The sequence below is a fragment of the Pseudomonas soli genome, assembly GCF_900110655.1.
GTDB classification, from domain to species: domain Bacteria; phylum Pseudomonadota; class Gammaproteobacteria; order Pseudomonadales; family Pseudomonadaceae; genus Aquipseudomonas; species Aquipseudomonas soli.
On record NZ_FOEQ01000010.1, the window covers coordinates 150,225 to 168,807 of the forward strand.

The window sequence follows — 18,583 nt, forward strand, 5'->3', positions numbered from 1 at the left end:
CGGATTCCTGGCTGTTTCGGACAAATCCTCCGTCATTTATGTTGCCCGCTGCCGCCTGGCACCTTAGACTTCCGCCCCCTGTAAAAAGAGTGCCGGTTGGCGCTTGAAGAATTTCGCCGTCGACGCCGTCGCGTCGCTGGCACCCGAATCGCCCATATGCACATTTTTCATAGAGAAATCGATGACCAAGGAACAGTTGCTGGCCATGTCGGCCGATGACTACATGAATGCCGAGCAGCTCGCATATTTCACCGCGTTGCTGCAGGCGATGAAAGTCGAAACCCACGAGCGCATCGAACTGAGCCGCACTGCTATCGAAAGCCTGGATACCCCGTCGGATCCCGCTGACGTGGCATCGGTCGAGGAAGAGCGCACCTGGCTGGTCAATGCCATCGACCGCGACCAGCGCCTGCTGCCGCAACTGGAGATGGCCTTGGACCGCATCACCGACGAAAGCTTTGGCTGGTGCGACGACAGTGGTGAGCCGATTGGCCTGAAGCGCCTGTTGATCAGCCCGACTACCAAGTACTGCATCGAAGCCCAGGAGCGTCACGAACAGCTCGACCGCCACCAGCGGCAGATCTGATCCAACGCCTTGCGCAAGGCCCCATGGAGCGATCCCTGGGGCCTTCTTGCTTTCTTGCCCTGCATCAACTGCGACCGTCTTGCCCCTCTGGAGGCATGGATAATGGCGTTATAGTGGCGTTTAATGACGTCACAATAACGACACGCGGATGGACCACGAAGATGATGCGAGAAGGATCTCTGTCAGCCGTTGAAACACCTCGACCTGAGCCTTGCCAAACGGGTGCTGGCGTTGCCCTGTTGCAGGGTGTTGCCCTGTGCGCGCTGCTGGCCGCCATGGCCTATGCCGGGTTGGCGTTGTACCTGGTCGTGCCCCTGGCGCTGCTGGTGCTGTGGCTGCCGCGTGGACGGCGTGCGCCAGTGCCTGCGGTTACGCCCACCGCGCAGGACGATGGCCTGCTGCAAGAGCTCGCGCGCGGCACCAGCCACAATGCCCTGTCCGCCGCCGCAGTGGCCCATTCGGTGCAGCAGCTGGCGGCGCGGGTACAGTCGCAACTGGGCGCGGCCCAGGAGATCGTCGGCAGCGCCGAGATCATGATCACCACCGAGCAGGCCACCGCCCAGCTCAGCCAGCAGGCCCTGACCGCCGCACGTGCGGCCCATGACAGCAGCGTCGCGGGCAGCGCCGTGCTGGGCGAGTCGATACAACGCATGCGTGACCTGAGCGAGCGGGCCAGTGCCAGCCGCGAGCTGATCGAGGCGCTGCACCAGCGTAGCGAGGATATCGCCCGGGTCACCCTGGTGATCCAGGCGATTGCCAGCCAGACCAATCTGCTGGCGCTCAATGCCGCCATCGAGGCGGCGCGCGCTGGCGAACACGGTCGTGGCTTTGCGGTCGTCGCCGATGAGGTGCGTGGCCTGGCTGGGCGCACCGCCAGTGCCACCGAGGAGGTCGGGCAGATGGTGGCCGACATCCAAGCGCGCACTGCCCAAGTGGTGGAACAGATCCGAGGGTTGGCCGATGAGCTGGGCGCCGGGGTCAAGCAGGTCGAGCATACTGGTGGGCAGCTGGCGCAGATCGCCGAGCTGGCGGCCAGTGTCGAAGTCCAGGTCAGCGAGATTGCCCAGGGCACGCAGACCAACCAGGCCCAACTCGACAACCTGTTCCAGGCCGTGGCCCAGGTGCGCGGTGATTTGTTGGTGAGTGACCAGCAGACTCGACACCTGGCCGAGGCGGCCGTGCAGATGGAGGGACAGGTCGAGAACATTAGCGAGCGCCTGGCCGAGGTGGGGCTGGATGCCTACCACCAGCGTGTCTTCGAACTTGCCCAGGCCGGTGCTCGGCAGATCAGTGAGCAGTTCGAGGCAGATGTCGAGAAGGGGCGGATCAGCCTGGACGATCTGTTCGATCGCCATTACCGACCGATCCCTGGCGTGCAGCCACAGCGCTTCACTACGCGCTTCGACCCTTACACCGATAGCGTGCTGCCACAGATCCAGGAGCCGCTGGTGCAGCACGACGGGCTGGTTTACGCCATCGCGTGTACGCAGCAGGGTTATGTGCCCACCCACAATAACGTCTTCAACCAACCCTTGACCGGCGACCCAGCACATGACACTGCGTACAGTCGCAGCAAACGCATTTTCGACGATCGTACCGGCAGTCGCTGTGGCAGTCATCAGCAGCGAGTCTTGTTGCAGACCTACACCCGCGATACAGGGGAACTGATGCACGACCTGTCCGTGCCTATCTTCGTCCAAGGTCGGCACTGGGGTGGGCTGCGCCTGGGCTACCGGCCAGATCCGGGGCTGGGTTGAGCGGATTTGTTGCCATTACTGCAATACAGCTGTACCAGGCGACGCTTTTTCCCCGGCAGGGCTGGTCGTATCATGCGCACATCGTTAGGTTGCTAATTAAATTCCGGAGGGAATGGTGAATAGCCAAGTCGATGTAGCCGCCATGATCGGCACCGGTGTGCCGCGATCAATGCAGGCCGTAGGTAAACGGGTATGCTGGGTGGTGTTGGTCGATGGCGAGCGCCGTGGCACGGCGTTCGCCAGCCGCGCCGAAGCACTGGAATGCCGGGCTGCCTGGCTGGCCCAGCTGCAGCGGTGCAGCGCCGCCTGAAAGATTCAGCGCTCGAAATGCCGGGCCAGTGCGCAGGCCTGTTTGTGGCACTGGCGAAATCCCCTTACGCGCCCGGTATCGCGCTCGGCAATGTGGTAGAACGCGTTGCCTGCGGGGATGACGATATAGCGAGGCATTTCCCGATCAGAAATATTACGTGCCTCTCGACGGGTTTCGGTGTTTTCGTGCATATTTGCTCTCCTGTAATGCGCGACTGAAGACCAGCATTCCTTTCTGGCCAAAGAACTGGCGTTGTTTGTCGCATCTTTTCCGGCATTTTTGCTGTCGGACATTACGTTTCCTTTGCGGAATCAAGCCGAAGCTTACTTCGCGTCGCCGGGCGGTGGCTGGGTGAATCACTTCCTGGTTGCGCCTGCGCCGTTGCGCGAGGACGCTTTGATGCTTGTTTCACGGTCCTGCGGACCATGACTAAACAGTGCCTGCCACCTGACGCCTGCGGTGTCCGTGGCGTGGCCGTTGCAATCGATGTGAGGAGCCTTTCATTGGCAGTCAGTACACTGGATACCCATGCGTTGTTCGCCTTGGGCGACTTGCGCGCCCAACTGGTCAAACTGTTCCACGGGCGTTTCATCTATGTCACCGAGCAGAATCCGGAAGGCCTGTACATGGCCGAAATCGACACCGAAGACGCCATGGTGGTCGATGACAAGCAGCGCCTGGAACTGAAAGTAGGCGACCACTTCCGTGCCGCGGTGCTGCCCAGCCGCGAAGGTGGCAAGCTGGAGTTGCGTTTTCGCGAGATCAAGCTGAACGTCTATGGCCAGGGCGACTACGCCTTCGTCTCGGTACCGGAAGGCGAAGGTATCGTGTTCCGCGACGGGCATGGCGTGATGCTGGTGTTCGCTGCCCAGCAACAGGTGCAGGAAGGCCTGGGCAAGTTGCTCAAGGCCGTGACTGGCAAGGTCGCCAAATGGCGCAAGGGCGAGTTGACCACTTTCAAGGCCAGTGAATGAGCGGCGAGCCCAGCGCGGGCTCGCGGGCAGACTTTCACCGCGAGCACCAGGCGCGTGCGGTGGAGGAGGCCGAGCGCCTGCTGGCGCGCCGGGAGGTGCTGCAAGGCGCCTGGCTGGCCTGGGTTGCAGGCGAGCTCTACCAGATGAGCCCGCCGCCGTTTGCCTCTATGGTACGCCGCGAGTTGCAGCGCCTGAGCCAGGCATGAGCCTCAGTTGCCGCGGTCACGCCCGCTGCTGACTTCCTCGGGTACGTGTTCACCCGAGGTGCGTTTGCGAAACAGCGCGGCCCTGGCCAGAAGCAGCGTGGTCACCGGCACGGTGATCGACAGCAGGATCGGGATCAGCCACGCATGCAGCACCGGGCTCTGCTTGAGCACCGAGAAGTACAGGATCGAGGCCGCCGCCACGCACCACGCCCCGATGGTCGAAGCCAGCGCGGGCGGGTGCATGCGCTGGAAGAAGTCTTTCAGACGAACCAGCCCGATGGCGCCGATCAGGGCGAACAGGCTGCCCAGCAGCAGCAGCGTGGATACCAGCAGTTCCAGCCAGAACGGCAGTACGATAGCTTCGTTCATTCGATCACCTCGCCACGCAGCAGGAATTTGGCCAGGGCGAACGAGCCGACGAAGCCGAACAGGGCGATCAGCAGCGCGCCCTCGAAGTAGGTGTCACTGGCGTAGCGAATACCCAGTACCAGCATCATCAGCATGCCCAGGATGTACAGGTAGTCCAGTGCCAGCACGCGGTCTTGGGCGGACGGCCCGCGGAACACCCGGATCAGTGCCAGGCCCATGGCGATGGCGAAGATGAACAGGCTGGCGAGGACGGCATAAGCAAGCAGGCCGCTCATTCGAAGATCTCCCTCAGCGGACGTTCATAGGTGTGCTTGAAGTGTTCGATGAAGGCCTTTTCGTCTTCAAGGTCGAACACGTGCAGCAGCAGTACGCTGCGATCCAGTGCCAGTTCAGACCAGACGGTGCCGGGCACCACCGTAGTGATCATCGACAACGCTGCCAGGCCATGGGCATCGCGCAGATCCAGCGGGATGTGCACGAACGCCGAGCGCGGTGGAGTACTGCCCGCGCGCAGGACGCCACGAGCCACCAGCAGGTTGGAATGGATCACGTCGAGGCCTACCCGGCCAATCAGCTTGGCGATTGCCCATGGGCGGCGCACGTGGGCGTGCTGCGGGCGCAGCGGGGCCATCAGGATTGGCGCGAGGATGCCCAGCACGGCACCCAGCAGCAGGTTGCCCGGGCTGACCGAGAGGTTGAGCAGCAACCATAGTACGAACAGTGCGACGGACAGCAGCGGCGCAGGGAACAGTCGGCTCATGGCTGCGCCTCCGCGCTGAGGGTGGTCGGGCCGGGCAGTGGCCGGGTGGCCATCACCGCCTTGACGTAGGCCTCCGGCGTGCTCAGGCTCGCGGCGGTGTCCTGGGTGTAGCGCAGCAGCGGCTCAGCCTTGAGGCTGAGGAAGATGCACAGGCCCAGGAGAATGACGATAGGCACGCATTCATAGCGACGCAGCACCGGCGAGGGGCGCTCCTCGGGCTTCCAGAAGCGCTGGATGCCCACCCGGCCGAAGGCGATCAGCGAGGCCATGCCCGACAGCACCAACAGGGTGACCAGGGTCCAGCCCGCGACGCCCAGCGGCTGCTCTGGGCTGACGCCCATGCCTTGCGGGTTGAACAACGCGCTGATCAGGTTGAGCTTGCCGATGAACCCCGACAGGGGCGGCATGCCGATGATCAGCAGGGCGCAGGCGATGAAGGCAAGGCCGAGGAAGGCCATGGTCCAGGGAATGATCTGGCCGATCACCACCTGCTGCTCGTCGTCCAGGTTGATGCCTTTGGGTGGGTGCAGCGACTCCAGCGGCGAAGGCATTGCGCCTTCTTCATCTTCCAGCGGCGCCTCGTTGGCCGAGCGCGAACGCTCCACCAGCTCGGCCAGCAGGAACAGCGCGCACAGGGCCAAGGTGGAACTGGCCAGGTAGAACAGCGCGGCGCCGGTGAGGATCGGCTGGCCGAAACCGACGGCGGCCAGCAGCGTGCCCGCGGACACCAGGATGCTCAGCGCCGCCAGGCGCTCCAGACGCTGCGCCGCGAGGATCGACATGGCCGCCACGGCCAGGGTCGCCAGGCCACCATAGACCAGCCACTCACCACCGAAAAATGCCGAGGCGCCGGCCTGGCCGGAAAACAGCAGCGTCCACAGGCGCAGGATGGCGTACAACCCGACCTTGGTCATGATCGCGAACAGGGCGGCGACCGGCGCGCTGGCCGATGAATAGGCCGGTACCAGCCAGAAGTTCAACGGCCAGACCCCGGCCTTGGCCAGGAAGGCGATGGCCAGGATCGCCGCGCCGGCATGCAGCAGGCCACGATCGGCTTCAGGTACCAGCGGTACTTTCAGTGCCAGATCGGCCATGTTCAGGGTGCCGGTCACGCCGTAAAGCATGGCCGCGCCCACCAGGAACAGCGACGAGGCGAACAGATTGATGGCGATGTAGTGCAGCCCGGCCTTGACCCGTGCCCGCCCGGAGCCATGCAGCAGCAGGCCGTAGGAGGCCGCCAGCAGCACCTCGAAGAACACGAACAGGTTGAACAGGTCGGCGGTGAGGAAGGCGCCGTACAGGCCCATCAGCTGGATCTGGAACAACGCGTGGAAGCTGGCGCCAGCACCGTCCCAGCGGGCCCGGGCGAACAGCAGAGCGCTCAGGCCGATGATGCCGGTCAGCGTCAGCAGCAGCGCCGACAGGTGGTCGACCACCAGGGCGATGCCGAACGGTGCCGGCCAGTTGCCCGGCAGATACACGCCGATGGATTCGGCCTGGCCCTGTGTGCGTACCCACATCAGCAGGGTGACGGCGATGCCCAGGCCAAGGCTGGTGGACAGCAGGTTCAGGCGCGCCTTCAACCAGCGGTGCTTTTCGCCGATCAGCAGCATCAGCGCCGCGGTGAGCAGCGGCAGCAGGATCGGCGCAATGATCAGTTGATTCATCCCGCTCATTCGTCACGCTCCCGCCCATCGACGTGGTCGGTGCCGGTCAGCCCACGGGAAGCCAGCAACACTACAAGGAACAACGCGGTCATGGCGAAGCTGATGACGATGGCGGTCAGCACCAGCGCCTGGGGCAGCGGGTCGGTGTAGTGCAGCAGGTCGTGGGGCACGCCGTCCTTGATGATCGGCTCCTTGCCGATGAACAGGCTGCCCATGCTGAAGATGAACAGGTTGACGCCGTAGGACAGCAGGCACAGGCCCATGATCACCTGGTAGGTACGCGGGCGCAGGATCAGCCAGACCCCCGAGGCGGCGAGCACACCGATGGCGACTGCAATGACTTCTTCCATCAGGCGGCTCCTGCTTGGCTGGACTTGGCGGGGCGGTAGGCACGCACCGACTGGTGGGCCAACGCGGTGAGGATCAGCAGGGTCGAGCCGACCACCACGGTGTACACGCCGATGTCGAAGAACAGCGCGCTGGCCACATGCACGTCACCCAGCAGCGGCAGGTGCAGGTGGGCGGTGTGGGTGGTGAGGAACGGGTAGCCGAGCAGCATCGCCCCGGCACCGGTTAGGGTGGCGCAGAGCAGGCCGGTGCCCATCCAGCGCAGTGGGCGCAGGCTCATCTGCGCCTCGACCCACTGAGTGCCGGCGACCATGTACTGCAGGATGAACGCCACCGACATCACCAGGCCCGCGACGAAACCGCCGCCGGGCTGGTTGTGGCCGCGCATGAACAGGTACATCGACACCAGCAGGGCGATCGGCAGCAGCAGGCGCACCAGGGCGGCCGGCACCATCATGAAGCCCAGCGCGGTGTCTGTGGCATGGCGCGGGTTGACCAGGTCGGTGACCACGTCCGGTGCCAGCTGGCGCTGCTGTGCCGGCAACTGCATGCTCTCCTTGGGCGGGCGGAAACGGCGCAGCAGGGCGAACACGGTCAGCGCCACGGCCACCAGCACGGTGACCTCACCGAGGGTGTCGAAGCCACGGAAGTCAACCAGCATCACGTTGACCACGTTGGTGCCCCCGCCCTCCGGCAGGGCGCGGCTGAGGAAGAACGAGGAAATGTCGTTGGGCGTGGGGCGGGTGAGCATGGCGTAGGACAGCAGGGCCATGCCGCCGCCGACCAGCACCGCCAGCAGCAGGTCGCGCAGGCGGCGCAGGCGGGCACGGTCCTGGCTGCCCGGCAGTGGCGAGACGCCTTCGATTCGTCGCGGCAGCCAGCGCAGCCCGAGAAGGATCAGCACGGTAGTCACCACTTCGACCGCCAGCTGGGTCAGGGCCAGGTCAGGCGCGGAGAACCAGACGAAGGTGATGCAGGTCATCAGGCCGCAGACGCCGACCATGATCAGCGCCGCGAGACGGTGGTACTTGGCCTGGTAGGCGGCGCCGATGGCGCAGGCGATGGCGATCAGCCACAGCGCGACGAAGACCCCGGAGCCGGGAATTTTCGGCCGCTCGCCCCAGCTCAGGCCGCTGTACAGCAGTGGCGTCAGGCCGGCGATGAAGGCTGCCAGCACCAGCATGAACAACTGCGTCTGCAGGCGGCGGGTGGTCAACAGGCGCTCGAGATGCCGTGCAAGCAGCATCAAGCGGACCAGGCCATGCTCGAACAGGCGCTTGCCATTGAAGCGCTCGATCAGCGGCGGGTGGGGGAAACGACCGCGCTGCAGCTGCTTGCGCAGCAGCAGGTAGAGAACGATGCCGCCGCTCATGGCTATCAGACTCATGATCAACGGCGCATTCCAGCCGTGCCAGATGGCCAGGCTGTACTCCGGCAGGGTGCCGCCTACGACCGGCAGCGCGGCGGCGGCCAGCAGTGGGCCGACCGATTGTGCCGGGAAAATGCCGACCACCAGGCAGGTGAGTACCAGCAGTTCGACTGGCGCGCGCATCCAGCGGGGTGGCTCGTGGGGCGTGTGCGGCAAGTCGTCGGCCGTAGGGCCGAAGAACACGTCGACGGTGAAGCGCAGCGCATAGGCCACGCTGAAGGTACCGGCGAGGGTGGCGATCACCGGCAGGGCCGCTTCGACCCAGGCGGTTGAGCTGATGAACACGGTCTCGGCGAAGAACATCTCCTTGGACAGGAAGCCGTTCATCAGCGGCACCCCTGCCATCGAGGCACTGGCGACCATGGCCAGGGTGGCGGTAAATGGCACCAGGCGGAACAGGCCACTGAGACGGCGGATGTCGCGGGTGCCGCTCTCGTGGTCGATGATCCCCGCGGCCATGAACAGCGAGGCCTTGAAGGTGGCGTGGTTAAGGATGTGGAACACCGCGGCGACAGCTGCCAGCGGACTGTTCAGGCCCAACAGCAGGGTGATCAGGCCGAGGTGGCTGATGGTCGAATAGGCCAGCAGGCCCTTGAGGTCGTTCTGGAACATCGCGGCGAAGGCGCCGAGCAGCAGGGTGGCGGCGCCGGCGCCGCCGACAATCCAGAACCACTCCTCGCTGCCCGACAGCACAGGCCATAGCCGGGCGAGCAGGAACACCCCGGCCTTGACCATGGTTGCCGAGTGGAGGTAAGCCGAGACGGGTGTGGGCGCCGCCATGGCATGGGGCAGCCAGAACTGGAAGGGGAATTGCGCGCTCTTGGTCAGGGCGCCGATCAGGATGAGGGGCAGCAGCACCGGGTACAGCGCATGCTGGCGGATGATGTTGCCGGCAGCCAGGACCTTGTCCAGGTCATAGCTGCCGACCACATGGCCGAGCAGCAGTGCCCCGACCAGCAGGCACAAGCCGCCGGCCCCCGTGACCATCAACGCCATGTAGGCACCGCGGCGGGCGTCGGCGCGGTGGTGCCAGTAGCCGATCAGCAGGAACGAGAACAGGCTGGTCAACTCCCAGAAGAACACCAGCTGGAGCAGGTTGCCGGAGATCACCAGGCCGAGCATGGCGCCCATGAACGCCAGGAAGAAGGCGAAGAAGCGCGGCACCGGGTCCTGCGGCGACATGTAGTAGCGCGCATACAACGCCACCAGGCTGCCGATACCCAGCACCAGCAGGCTGAACAGCCAGGCGAATCCGTCCATGCGCAGGACCAGGTTCAGGCCCAGGCTGGGCAGCCACAGGAATTCCTCGCGAATCACCCCGCCATCGGCCACCTGAGGGTACAGCAACGCCACCTGGACGGTGCCGACCAGGGCCACGAGCCCGGCGAGAATGGACTCGGCGTTGCGTGCGTTGTGCGGCAGGACAGCCGCCAGGCAACTGCCCACGAAGGGCAGAAGCAATAGCACAATCAATGACATAGCGTTCTGTTCTGAGAAGTTTGCCAAGGATCATACGTGCCGGGGGGATGATCACCAACACGCAAGCAGTTGCAGGATCGTACAAATGTGCTGTGACAAGCTGTTTTTTTATAACAGTTTTTTACAAAGCATAGCGGGTGAGCGCGTAGCCGTGGGGCTGCTTTGCAGCCCCGAGGATGTGCAGGAGGGCTAGGCTCTGTATGAAAAGCCTTGATACTCGGTGATGCTGCGTTGAAAACAGCCTCGGAATGCTCATTTACAACCCGTAAACTCCGCTTCCTCGGCTGTTTTCGCCTTGCCTGACCTTCGTCTCAAGACTTTTCATACAGACCCTACAATCCCGTCTCGCGCTGACGCGCGTCATCGCCCGGCAACGCCTCGGCCTCATCCTGGCGACGAATCTTCAGCTCGCTCACCACCACCGCCAGCACTATCAGCACCCCGCCGATCAACGCCACGCCAGGCAAACGCTCGCCGGCAATCCGCCCGACAATGCCTGCCCATACCGGCTCGCCGGCATAGATCAGCGTGGCGCGGGTCGGCGAGACCGACTTCTGCGCCCAGTTCATCGCCACCTGGATCACCGCGCTCATGGCGCCCAGGCCCACCGCGCTGGCCAGCAGCAGCCAGGAGAAGTCGGGGAGCGGCTCCTGGGTAGGCACGATCATCAGGAACGATAGCGCCGAGGCGGTGGCCAACTGCACCACGGTGACCCGACGCACATCCACCTTGCCCGCGTAGCGGCTGATCAGGATGATCTCGCCGGCGATTGCCACGGCGCTGACCAGCGTCACCAGCTCGCCTTCGCTGAAGTGCAGCGCGCCGCCCTCGGGGCCGGCCAGCAGCATCAGCCCGGCGAAGGCCAGGCCGATGCCCAGGCTCGGCATCAGGCCCGGGCGGCGGCCCAGCACCAGCCATTGCAGCAAGGGCACGAAGGGCACATAGAGCGCGGTGATGAATGCCGACTGGCTGCTGCTGATGGTCTGCAGGCCCATGGTCTGCAAGCCGTAGCCGAGCATGATCGACACGCCGATCAGCACCCCGGCCTTGAGTTCGGTGGCGGTCAGCCCTGCCAGCGAGCGGGCCGACACCAGGCCGACGAACAGCGCGGCGGCAGCGAAGCGCAGGCCGACGAAGAACATCGGGCCACTGACGGTCATGACGTTGTGCACGATCAGGAAGGTACCGCCCCAGAGCATGGTGATGAACACCAGCACCAGTTCGGCCTTGCTCAGGCGGAAGGTGACGGCGGGCTTGCTGGGGGAGGCCTGGCTCATGGTCTTGCGCACTCAGAAGGGGCGGCGCACAATTCGCCGCAAAGTGGGCAGTATACTGCGCACCCCCTACCAGTGAGCAATATAGTGCACAAAGATTCCGAGCACCGGGCTTCGGTGCTGCAGCATGTCAGCCAGAATGTTCGCCGCCTGCGCGGTGACGCCGGCCTGAGCCAGGCCGCCCTGGCCGAACGCTCCGGGGTCAGCCGGCGCATGCTGGTGGCCATCGAGGCCGGCGAGAAGAATGTCAGCCTTACCACCCTGGACCTGATCGCCGAAGCGCTCGGGGTGGCATTCAGCACCCTGATCCAGGCGCCCGATCGCCGCGACACCAGCCGTATCGACGAGCTGGCCTGGGCCGGTGTGCACCCTGCCAGCCGCGCCGTGCTGCTGGGCAGCAGCCCGGCCCGGCGCGAGGTCGAGCTGTGGGAATGGACCCTCGCCCCCGGCGAGTGCTACGCCAGCGAGGCAGATGCCGCCGGCTGGAGCGAGCAGATCTATGTGGCCGAAGGCCGCCTGACGCTGGTCATCGAAGGCGGCGAGCAGCAGTTGGGCAAGGGCGAGTTCTTCGTCTTCCCCAGCGATTGCCGCTACGCCTATCGCAATGATGGCGAGGAGGCGGTGCGTTTCGTGCGCAATGTGGTGATCTGAGGCTCAATCCTGGCTGGGTGGGTGAGGGCCTGGCCCTTCATCGGCCAGCCGGTCGTGGTGGTTACGCAGCGGGCACTCTTTCAGCGACATGCAGCCACAGCCGATGCAGCCATCGAGCTGGTCGCGCAACATCACCAACTCGTCGATACGCCGGCTCAGGTCGTCGCGCCAGCGCGCCGAGAGGCGCTGCCAGTCGTCGGCGGTGGGCGTGTGGTCACAGGGCAGGGTATCCAGGGCGCCGGCGATGTCGGCCAGGGGAATGCCCAGGCGCTGGGCCATCTTGATTACCGCCACCCGGCGCAGCACGGCCCGCGGATAACGCCGCTGGTTGCCGGCATTGCGGGTGCTGTGGATCAGGCCCTTGGTCTCGTAGAAGTGCAGGGCGGTCACGGCCACGCCGCTACGGGCGGCCAGCTGGCCGACGCTGAGCAGGCGTTCCTGGGAGGAAGGGGGCTTCATCGGCAATAAAATCCTTGACCTTGAGTTAGCTAGAGGTTTTACCCTCCACGACCATCTGCTGCAAGAGCCCAAACGAGGAGAAGCAACATGGCGGCCAACACCCATTCCCTGTGGTTCACCCAGATGATCGAGTACGACGTCCCACCACTGCGCCAGGATGCCCTGGCCGAGGCGCTGGTGGTGCGCAGCGAACACCTGGCGCAACGCTGCGACGGCTTGCTGAGCGTCAGCATCCAGGTCAGTGACGACGGTCGCCGGGTGCTCCAGCTCCTGCGCTGGCAATCACGCCAGGCATGGGCGGCAGCCGCGGGAAGCTTCATCGAGGAACCGTTCCTCGACCTGCTGGGCGAACACCAGGCGCGCGGGGTGAATTTCGCCGCCTACCAGACCTTGCGTAGTCTTGTGCGCGGCACCGATGGTGGTCTGCATTGCCAGCTGGGCAGTACTCAGGCGTACCAGGGCGCATAGTGCGGATAGCGGTCCAGGCGCGCGCCGATGACCATCTCGCTGATCCAGGCCGTGAGCATCGCGCTGTAGGCCTTCTGGCTTTCCTCGCTGGACAACGCATGGTCGGCACCATCGACCAGGCGATGGGTCATCGAATGGGCGCTGACGAACGCCGAGCGGTAGCTCATCAGCGTGCTGTGGGGAACGTAGTCATCCTGTTCGGACTCCACTAGCAGCACATCGCCGGCAAACTCGGCGCAGGCTGCCAGGGCGCGGTTGTCGGCCGGTCCGAGGGGGCGCAGGCGGTAGGCGTTCAGGCGCTGGCGATCCAGGGCTTGCTTGGGCGCGTCCCATTCATCGTCCCAGTACAGGGCCGGTACCCTCAGCGCCAGCCACTTCACGGGGCGGTGCGGGGTGAGCAGAGTGGCCAGGTAACCGCCGTAGCTGCTGCCGATCACGGCAATGGCGCCGGGATCGACTGACGGGTGACTCGCCAGCCGGTCGTAGGCGGCGAGCAGGTCGGCCAGGTTCTGTTCGCGGGTGACGGTCAGGCGCTGGCTCTCGGTCTTTTCGTGGCCGCGCAGGTCGAAGGTCATGCATACGCAGCCCAACCCGGTGATCTGCCGGGCGCGGGCCAGGTCGCGCTGTTGGCTGCCGCCCCAGCCATGGACGAAAAGAATCCCTGGCATGCGGCTGCCGGGGCTGACCAGCGTGCCGGCGATGCTTTCCCCTTCGACGTGCAGTTCCACGATCTCACTCTCGATGGTCATGGTCGCGTATCCGTGCATATTTGCTGAGTTGTCCAAGTTCACTGTCGTGCCCCTGAAAGAACAGTGTGGCGTCGGCGGGCAGTCGCGCCCGGCCGAACACCTCGTGGGTCGATGCGCATAACCGCTGCAGCGCCGGATCCTCGGCGAAGGCCGTCAGTGCCAGAACCTCGGCCGGGCTGGCGCCACCCAGGCGCCAGGATTGTTCGAGCACGCCACTGCGCAGGTGGCCGTGGCTATCACGGCCGCGGGCGATGTCATAGTTTCGGCGTGAAGCGATAAAACCGGGGAAGTAACGTTCGGCGGCCTGTTCGTAGGCCATGGCCTGGGTGATGGCCAGGCGCAGGTGATCCGCAAGCGGCAATTGCAGCAATTTCTGGTAGTCGCCACGCACGAGCACCAGATCGGAGCCGCCGTACACCTCGGTGCCAGCGTGGTCGCGGGTCAGGTGCTGGATACCGTGGTAGCTGAGGGTCAGCCCTGCCACGCGGACCTGGCCGACGCTGAAGGTCTCGACATTGTCGAGGTCTTCTTCCAGGACCAGGCCCCACAGTGCCAACGTCTGTTCGTCCATGCCCTCCAGCAACGGTTCCAGGGCCTGGGCGTCGGTGATGACCTGCTGGCCTCGACCGGCGCAGGCCAGCACCGGCTTGATGCGTACCGGCCCCTCGCGCAGCAGCAGCTCGGCCGCCCGGCGGGCGTCGTCTTTGCAAAACACCGTATAGCCACGGAGCAGGGCATCGCAGGCTTGCCGTGCAAACGCATCGGTCCAGCCGGGCGGGAAGCTGGCGTCGGCAGGCACCGGGTGGGAGATAGCCTTGGTAGCGAGGTGCGGATGACTGACGGCTCCGCCGAAAAGGTCGTTCTCGTCCTGGATGCCGAGCATCGTCTGACGCGCCGGATCGACCAGGGTTTCGCTCGGCACGTAGTAACAGCATGCTTCGGTGTCGGGTAGAGGCGTTGGCTCGACGCGCTCGATGCCCAACAGGCGTGCCAGGTACTCGGCGATCCTCAGTTGGGTCGCCCGCTCGTGTTCGGGTGTGTGCTCGCGGGTATCGAGCAGTACGACAGCGCTTTTCGGTTCGCGGGAGTGGGGCATGGCCAGCCTCGCGTTCGCAGGGGGTGTAAGAGGTGGGAAGGCGCGCAGGCTGTTTAGTTCAGGAGCAAGGATCGACGGTCGGCAGGACACTTGGGGCACTGCATGCCTTGTTACGGTCGTGGTGATTGCGGGCGCCCGCCAGCTGTTTCATTATCGATGGCCTGGACCCGTCGACACCTATCCGCAGGAGTGCGCATGAACAGTCAGTCCCCGCTTCACGAATCCGTACCGGCGCGCCTTGCCCGCGTGCGCGAGGCCATGGCCCGGGAGGGCGTTGCTGCCCTGCTGGTGCCCTCGGCCGACCCGCATCTGTCCGAGTACCTGCCTGGCTATTGGCAGGGGCGGCAATGGTTGTCCGGTTTCGAGGGGTCGGTGGGTACGCTGGTGGTCACGGCGGATTTTGCTGGGCTCTGGGCTGACAGTCGCTATTGGGAGCAAGCGAACAAGGAGCTGGCCGGCAGTGGCATCGAACTGATGAAGCTGCGGCCTGGGCAGCCAGGCGCGTTGGAGTGGTTGGGGGCGGAGGTCGACGGTACCGTGGCTGTGGATGGTGCGGTCATGGCAGTGGCCGCTGCCCGCCAGTTAAGCGAGCGTCTGCAAGCGCGGGGCGCAAAGCTGCGTACGGATCTCGATCTGCTGACCGAGGTCTGGAGCGACCGGCCATCGCTGCCGGGCAATCCGGTCTACCAGCACCTGCCGCCCCATGCGACCGTCAATCGTGCGCAAAAGCTTGCCGAGCTGCGGGGCACCCTGCAGGAAAAAGGCGCCGACTGGCATTTTATTGCCACGCTCGACGATATCGCCTGGCTGTTCAATCTGCGTGGCAGCGACGTTTCCTACAACCCCGTGTTCGTCTCTTTCGCGTTGCTCAGCCAGGACAAGGCGTACCTGTTCGTCGGGCGCGACAAGGTTGATGGGCACCTGCGCCAAGTGTTGGCGGCCGATGGTATCGAGGTTCGTGACTATGAAGCGGTCGGCGACGCGTTGTCGGCGATTCCGGCCACGGCCAGCCTGCTGGTGGATCCGGCACGGGTCACCCGTGGGCTGCTGGATAACCTGCATGAGCAGGTGCGGCTGGTCGAGGGCATCAATCCGACGACCTTGAGCAAGTCGCGCAAGGGTGAAGGGGATCTCGCCCATATCCGTCAGGCCATGGAGCAGGACGGCGCGGCGCTGTGCGAGTTCTTCGCCTGGCTTGAAACGAACCTGGGGACGCAACGCATTACCGAGCTGACCATCGACGATCAGCTCAGCGCGGCCCGTGCCCGCCGTCCGGGTTTCGTGTCGCTGAGTTTTTCCACCATCGCGGCCTACAACGGCAATGGCGCCATGCCGCACTACCGCGCCACCGAGCAGTCACATGCCGTGATCGAGGGCAATGGCTTGCTGTTGATCGATTCGGGTGGCCAGTACCTGGGCGGGACAACCGATATCACGCGAATGGTGCCGATTGGTGAACCGAGCCGCGAACAGAAGGCGGATTGCTCGCGGGTGCTCAAGGGTATGATCGCGCTGTCCAGGGCCAGGTTCCCGCGTGGGATCCTCTCGCCGCTGCTCGATGCCATCGCCCGCGCGCCGATCTGGGCCGACCAGGTCGATTACGGGCATGGCACCGGCCACGGTGTCGGCTACTTCATGAATGTGCACGAAGGCCCGCAGGTGATCGCCTACCAGGCGGCCGCCACGCCGCAGACAGCCATGCAGCCGGGGATGATCAGCTCGATCGAGCCTGGGACCTACCGGCCGGGGCAGTGGGGGGTGCGTATCGAGAACCTGGTGGTCAATCGCGAGGTCGGCACCAGCGAGTTTGGCGAGTTCCTGGCGTTCGAAACCTTGACCCTGTGCCCGATCGACACGCGCTGCCTGTTGGTCGAGGCGCTGGGCAGCGAGGATATCGCCTGGTTGAATGGCTATCACCAGACAGTACGGGAGCGGCTTGCTCCTTTGCTGGAAGGTGAAGCGCTGGCCTGGCTGGAACGGCGGACCGCACCTCTCTGAATGTGAAAAGGGCAGCCATTGGCTGCCCTTCATGCATCTGTTACTTGCAAATCACGATCATGCTGCGGCTGGTGTAGCCGGCAGGGTTTATGCCGAATACGTAATCGCCAGGCTCTTCGTCGGTGTCACCGGAGCGGGCGATGACCTTATAGCCCTTGCTGCTGCAGGAGCTGGCGGCCTTGCTGTAGCACCTCTCCCACGACGAGGAGAGTCCCGAGCAATTGATATGCAGGCCTTTTTTCCCTCGTTTCACCTCGGTATTGGCTGTCGCGGCACATCCAGCGATGGCCAGGATGCCCAGGATGAGCAAAATACGTTTCATTCCTGTCCTTATACGGCCCGACTACATTAATGGGCCTGAAGTTTGCGCTTTGCCTCTTCCCTGATGGTCTCTGGCGTCCATGTGCCGCTCAGTAGATAGCGTCAAGATTATGATCTGGTGACAGCTTAATCAGCCACGCCGGGTGGTACAAGGCTGCTGGATGCCTAAATGAAAATATTTCTCAAATCAATCGGCAGCCACGGGTGGCGCCGCGTCCCGTTTCATGGAAAGGGTAGCGCCCACCGAGGCGGTGATGATGGCGAGAATGGCCAGCCATTGCCAGAGTGTGAGCTGCTCGCCCAGGAACAGCAGCCCGGACAATGCGCCAAAGGCCGGTTCGATGCTCATCAGTGTGCCGAAGGTGCGTGCGGGCATACGGGTCAGGGCGACCATTTCCAGGCTGTAGGGTAGCGCGGTGGACAAGATCGCCACGCCCAGGGCAACCGGCAGCAGGGCAGGGGTGAGCAATGCGGCGCCGGCATGGGCGATACCGATGGGGGCGACGAACAGCGCGGCGATCACTACGCCCAGGGCGGCAGTCTGGATGCCGTTCTCGGCACCGGCTTTCTGCCCATAGAGGATATACAGCGCCCAGCACACACCGGCGCCCAGGGCGTAGGCTGCGCCGATCGGGTCGAGGCTGGCGCCGGTCTGGCCTACGGGGATCAGCAGCAACAGCCCGGCGACTGCCAGGGCGATCCACAGGAAATCCAGCGCTCGGCGCGAGGCCCACAGCGCCACCGCGAGTGGTCCGGTGAATTCGAGCGCCACAGCGATACCGAGAGGCACGCTACGCAGGGACATATAGAAGAGGAAGTTCATGCCGCCCAGGGCCATGCCGTAGATGATCACGCTGCGCAGGGTGCTGGCGTCCAGGCGCGCGCGCCAGGGCCTCAATATAATCAGCATGATGATGCTGGCGAAGATGAGGCGCAGCGCTGTGGTGCCTTGGGCGCCAACAACTGGGAACATGCTCTTGGCCAGCGAGGCTCCGGACTGGATGGAAGCCATGGCGATCAGCAGCAAGCCGATGGGGAACAGCGTGGTGGCCAGGCTGCGTTGGGGGGAATTCATGTTGGGTTCCGTTGTTGTAAGCGCAAGGGTGCGCAATATAGTGCGCAGCGGGATGTGTATTGGCAAGGTCGGGATGCGAATAGCATCTGATAGCCCTGACACGGTTCTTTTCCTATTCCTGAAATAAAAGGTTGACGGGCTTCCAGATCCCCTTATAATGCGCCCCACTTCCGACGTAGTCGAAACGCAAAACCTCTTGTTAATCAATGAGTTGAGTGTTTCAGGTAGTATCGGAGGTGCTTCGATCACCAGGTCGGCAGCGGTGAAAAAGGCAGTTGACAGCAGGTTGTAACGCTGTATGATTCGCCTCCCGCTACGAGAGATCGCAGCGAGTCAAGTGTTTGAAGTTGAACGGGTTTCTCGCAAAATACTTCAAAATAAACGCTTGACAGCCAATGAGGAAAGCGTAGAATGCGCGCCTCGGCTGAGACGAAAAGCTCTTAACCAAACGCTCTTTAACAAATTGAATCAAGCAATTCGTGTGGGTGCTTGTGAGTATGGACTGATAGTCGCCAAGATTATCAGCATCACAAGTGGCCATGCGAGAAATCACATAGTCATTTGAGATTGCTGAGCCAAGTTTAGGGTTTCTTAAAAACCCAAGCAG

21 protein-coding genes and 1 pseudogene are annotated in these 18,583 nt (G+C 64.0%); 8 read left to right on the forward strand and 14 right to left on the reverse strand.

Features of this window, described 5'->3' with window-relative positions:
• Positions 1–181: 181 nt before the first annotated feature.
• The 3 genes from BMY03_RS20295 (at position 182) to BMY03_RS20305 (ending at position 2,653) form a co-directional block, all read left to right on the forward strand.
• A complete protein-coding gene (locus BMY03_RS20295) occupies positions 182–586 on the forward strand; it encodes a TraR/DksA family transcriptional regulator (protein ID WP_023629711.1) in 405 nt (134 codons plus the stop codon).
• 161 nt (positions 587–747) lie between these two features.
• On the forward strand, positions 748–2,343 hold the full coding sequence (locus tag BMY03_RS20300; RefSeq protein ID WP_094012093.1) for a methyl-accepting chemotaxis protein: 1,596 nt from the start codon (positions 748–750) through the stop codon (positions 2,341–2,343).
• 115 nt (positions 2,344–2,458) lie between these two features.
• Entirely contained in the window at positions 2,459–2,653 is a 195-nt protein-coding gene (locus BMY03_RS20305) for a hypothetical protein (protein ID WP_094012104.1), read from the forward strand.
• Positions 2,654–2,658: 5 nt separating this feature from the next.
• Here the strand turns inward: BMY03_RS20305 and BMY03_RS26225 are convergent, their stop codons facing one another.
• Entirely contained in the window at positions 2,659–2,946 is a 288-nt protein-coding gene (locus BMY03_RS26225; protein ID WP_123902486.1) for a hypothetical protein, read from the reverse strand.
• 210 nt (positions 2,947–3,156) lie between these two features.
• On the opposite strand from BMY03_RS26225, the gene BMY03_RS20315 reads away from it, so the two are divergent.
• Positions 3,157–3,627 carry a hypothetical protein gene (locus BMY03_RS20315; protein WP_038706469.1) on the forward strand — a complete coding sequence of 157 codons (471 nt, stop codon included), beginning with the start codon at positions 3,157–3,159 and terminating at the stop codon, positions 3,625–3,627.
• Positions 3,624–3,833 carry a hypothetical protein gene (locus BMY03_RS20320; RefSeq protein ID WP_094012094.1) on the forward strand — a complete coding sequence of 70 codons (210 nt, stop codon included), beginning with the start codon at positions 3,624–3,626 and terminating at the stop codon, positions 3,831–3,833. Before BMY03_RS20315 ends, BMY03_RS20320 begins: the two co-directional genes overlap by 4 nt.
• A gap of 3 nt (positions 3,834–3,836) precedes the next feature.
• Here BMY03_RS20320 and BMY03_RS20325 read toward each other — a convergent pair whose 3' ends face one another.
• The 7 genes from BMY03_RS20325 to BMY03_RS20355 all read right to left on the reverse strand — a co-directional run bounded on the left by BMY03_RS20325 (position 3,837) and on the right by BMY03_RS20355 (position 11,162).
• The gene (locus tag BMY03_RS20325; protein WP_023632580.1) at positions 3,837–4,202 is read right to left on the reverse strand and encodes a Na+/H+ antiporter subunit G; all 366 of its coding nucleotides are present in this window, start codon (positions 4,200–4,202) and stop codon (positions 3,837–3,839) included.
• Positions 4,199–4,477, reverse strand: coding sequence for a K+/H+ antiporter subunit F (locus BMY03_RS20330; RefSeq protein WP_023632581.1), 279 nt, complete (start codon positions 4,475–4,477; stop codon positions 4,199–4,201). Before BMY03_RS20330 ends, BMY03_RS20325 begins: the two co-directional genes overlap by 4 nt.
• Complete coding sequence (locus BMY03_RS20335; protein WP_094012095.1) at positions 4,474–4,962, reverse strand: Na+/H+ antiporter subunit E; 489 nt, start codon at positions 4,960–4,962, stop codon at positions 4,474–4,476. The genes BMY03_RS20330 and BMY03_RS20335 overlap by 4 nt, the downstream gene beginning before the upstream one ends.
• Positions 4,959–6,638: a monovalent cation/H+ antiporter subunit D gene (locus BMY03_RS20340; RefSeq protein WP_094012096.1), complete on the reverse strand. Its 1,680-nt coding sequence runs from the start codon at positions 6,636–6,638 to the stop codon at positions 4,959–4,961. The genes BMY03_RS20335 and BMY03_RS20340 overlap by 4 nt, the downstream gene beginning before the upstream one ends.
• The gene (locus tag BMY03_RS20345) at positions 6,635–6,979 is read right to left on the reverse strand and encodes a Na+/H+ antiporter subunit C (RefSeq protein WP_023632557.1); all 345 of its coding nucleotides are present in this window, start codon (positions 6,977–6,979) and stop codon (positions 6,635–6,637) included. Before BMY03_RS20345 ends, BMY03_RS20340 begins: the two co-directional genes overlap by 4 nt.
• Positions 6,979–9,885 (reverse strand): monovalent cation/H+ antiporter subunit A, encoded by a 2,907-nt coding sequence (locus BMY03_RS20350; RefSeq protein ID WP_038706466.1) that lies wholly within the window; start codon positions 9,883–9,885, stop codon positions 6,979–6,981. The genes BMY03_RS20345 and BMY03_RS20350 overlap by 1 nt, the downstream gene beginning before the upstream one ends.
• A 332-nt stretch (positions 9,886–10,217) precedes the next feature.
• Positions 10,218–11,162 carry a DMT family transporter gene (locus BMY03_RS20355; RefSeq protein ID WP_094012097.1) on the reverse strand — a complete coding sequence of 315 codons (945 nt, stop codon included), beginning with the start codon at positions 11,160–11,162 and terminating at the stop codon, positions 10,218–10,220.
• A gap of 84 nt (positions 11,163–11,246) precedes the next feature.
• Here BMY03_RS20355 and BMY03_RS20360 point away from each other — a divergent pair, with 84 nt between their 5' ends.
• Entirely contained in the window at positions 11,247–11,810 is a 564-nt protein-coding gene (locus tag BMY03_RS20360) for a helix-turn-helix domain-containing protein (RefSeq protein ID WP_094012098.1), read from the forward strand.
• A gap of 3 nt (positions 11,811–11,813) precedes the next feature.
• Here the strand turns inward: BMY03_RS20360 and soxR are convergent, their stop codons facing one another.
• Positions 11,814–12,269, reverse strand: coding sequence for a redox-sensitive transcriptional activator SoxR (gene soxR, locus BMY03_RS20365; RefSeq protein WP_046854849.1), 456 nt, complete (start codon positions 12,267–12,269; stop codon positions 11,814–11,816).
• A gap of 87 nt (positions 12,270–12,356) precedes the next feature.
• On the opposite strand from soxR, the gene BMY03_RS20370 reads away from it, so the two are divergent.
• Positions 12,357–12,737, forward strand: a complete 381-nt coding sequence (locus tag BMY03_RS20370) for an antibiotic biosynthesis monooxygenase (RefSeq protein ID WP_023631465.1) — start codon at positions 12,357–12,359, stop codon at positions 12,735–12,737.
• Here the strand turns inward: BMY03_RS20370 and BMY03_RS20375 are convergent.
• Both BMY03_RS20375 and BMY03_RS20380 read right to left on the reverse strand, forming a co-directional pair.
• On the reverse strand, positions 12,716–13,486 hold the full coding sequence (locus BMY03_RS20375; RefSeq protein ID WP_094012099.1) for an alpha/beta hydrolase family protein: 771 nt from the start codon (positions 13,484–13,486) through the stop codon (positions 12,716–12,718). The genes BMY03_RS20370 and BMY03_RS20375 overlap by 22 nt on opposite strands.
• Positions 13,470–14,582, reverse strand: coding sequence for a DUF3182 family protein (locus BMY03_RS20380; protein WP_371041589.1), 1,113 nt, complete (start codon positions 14,580–14,582; stop codon positions 13,470–13,472). Before BMY03_RS20380 ends, BMY03_RS20375 begins: the two co-directional genes overlap by 17 nt.
• 195 nt (positions 14,583–14,777) lie before the next feature.
• On the opposite strand from BMY03_RS20380, the gene BMY03_RS20385 reads away from it, so the two are divergent.
• On the forward strand, positions 14,778–16,580 hold the full coding sequence (locus tag BMY03_RS20385; protein ID WP_094012100.1) for an aminopeptidase P family protein: 1,803 nt from the start codon (positions 14,778–14,780) through the stop codon (positions 16,578–16,580).
• Between the two features lie 40 nt (positions 16,581–16,620).
• Here BMY03_RS20385 and BMY03_RS20390 read toward each other — a convergent pair whose 3' ends face one another.
• The 3 genes and pseudogenes from BMY03_RS20390 to BMY03_RS26480 all read right to left on the reverse strand — a co-directional run.
• Positions 16,621–16,902 carry a hypothetical protein gene (locus BMY03_RS20390; protein ID WP_023631461.1) on the reverse strand — a complete coding sequence of 94 codons (282 nt, stop codon included), beginning with the start codon at positions 16,900–16,902 and terminating at the stop codon, positions 16,621–16,623.
• A gap of 186 nt (positions 16,903–17,088) precedes the next feature.
• Positions 17,089–17,976, reverse strand: coding sequence for a threonine/homoserine exporter RhtA (gene rhtA / locus BMY03_RS20395; protein ID WP_094012101.1), 888 nt, complete (start codon positions 17,974–17,976; stop codon positions 17,089–17,091).
• Positions 17,977–18,289: 313 nt separating this feature from the next.
• A pseudogene (locus tag BMY03_RS26480) lies at positions 18,290–18,583 on the reverse strand (hypothetical protein); the annotation flags it as partial.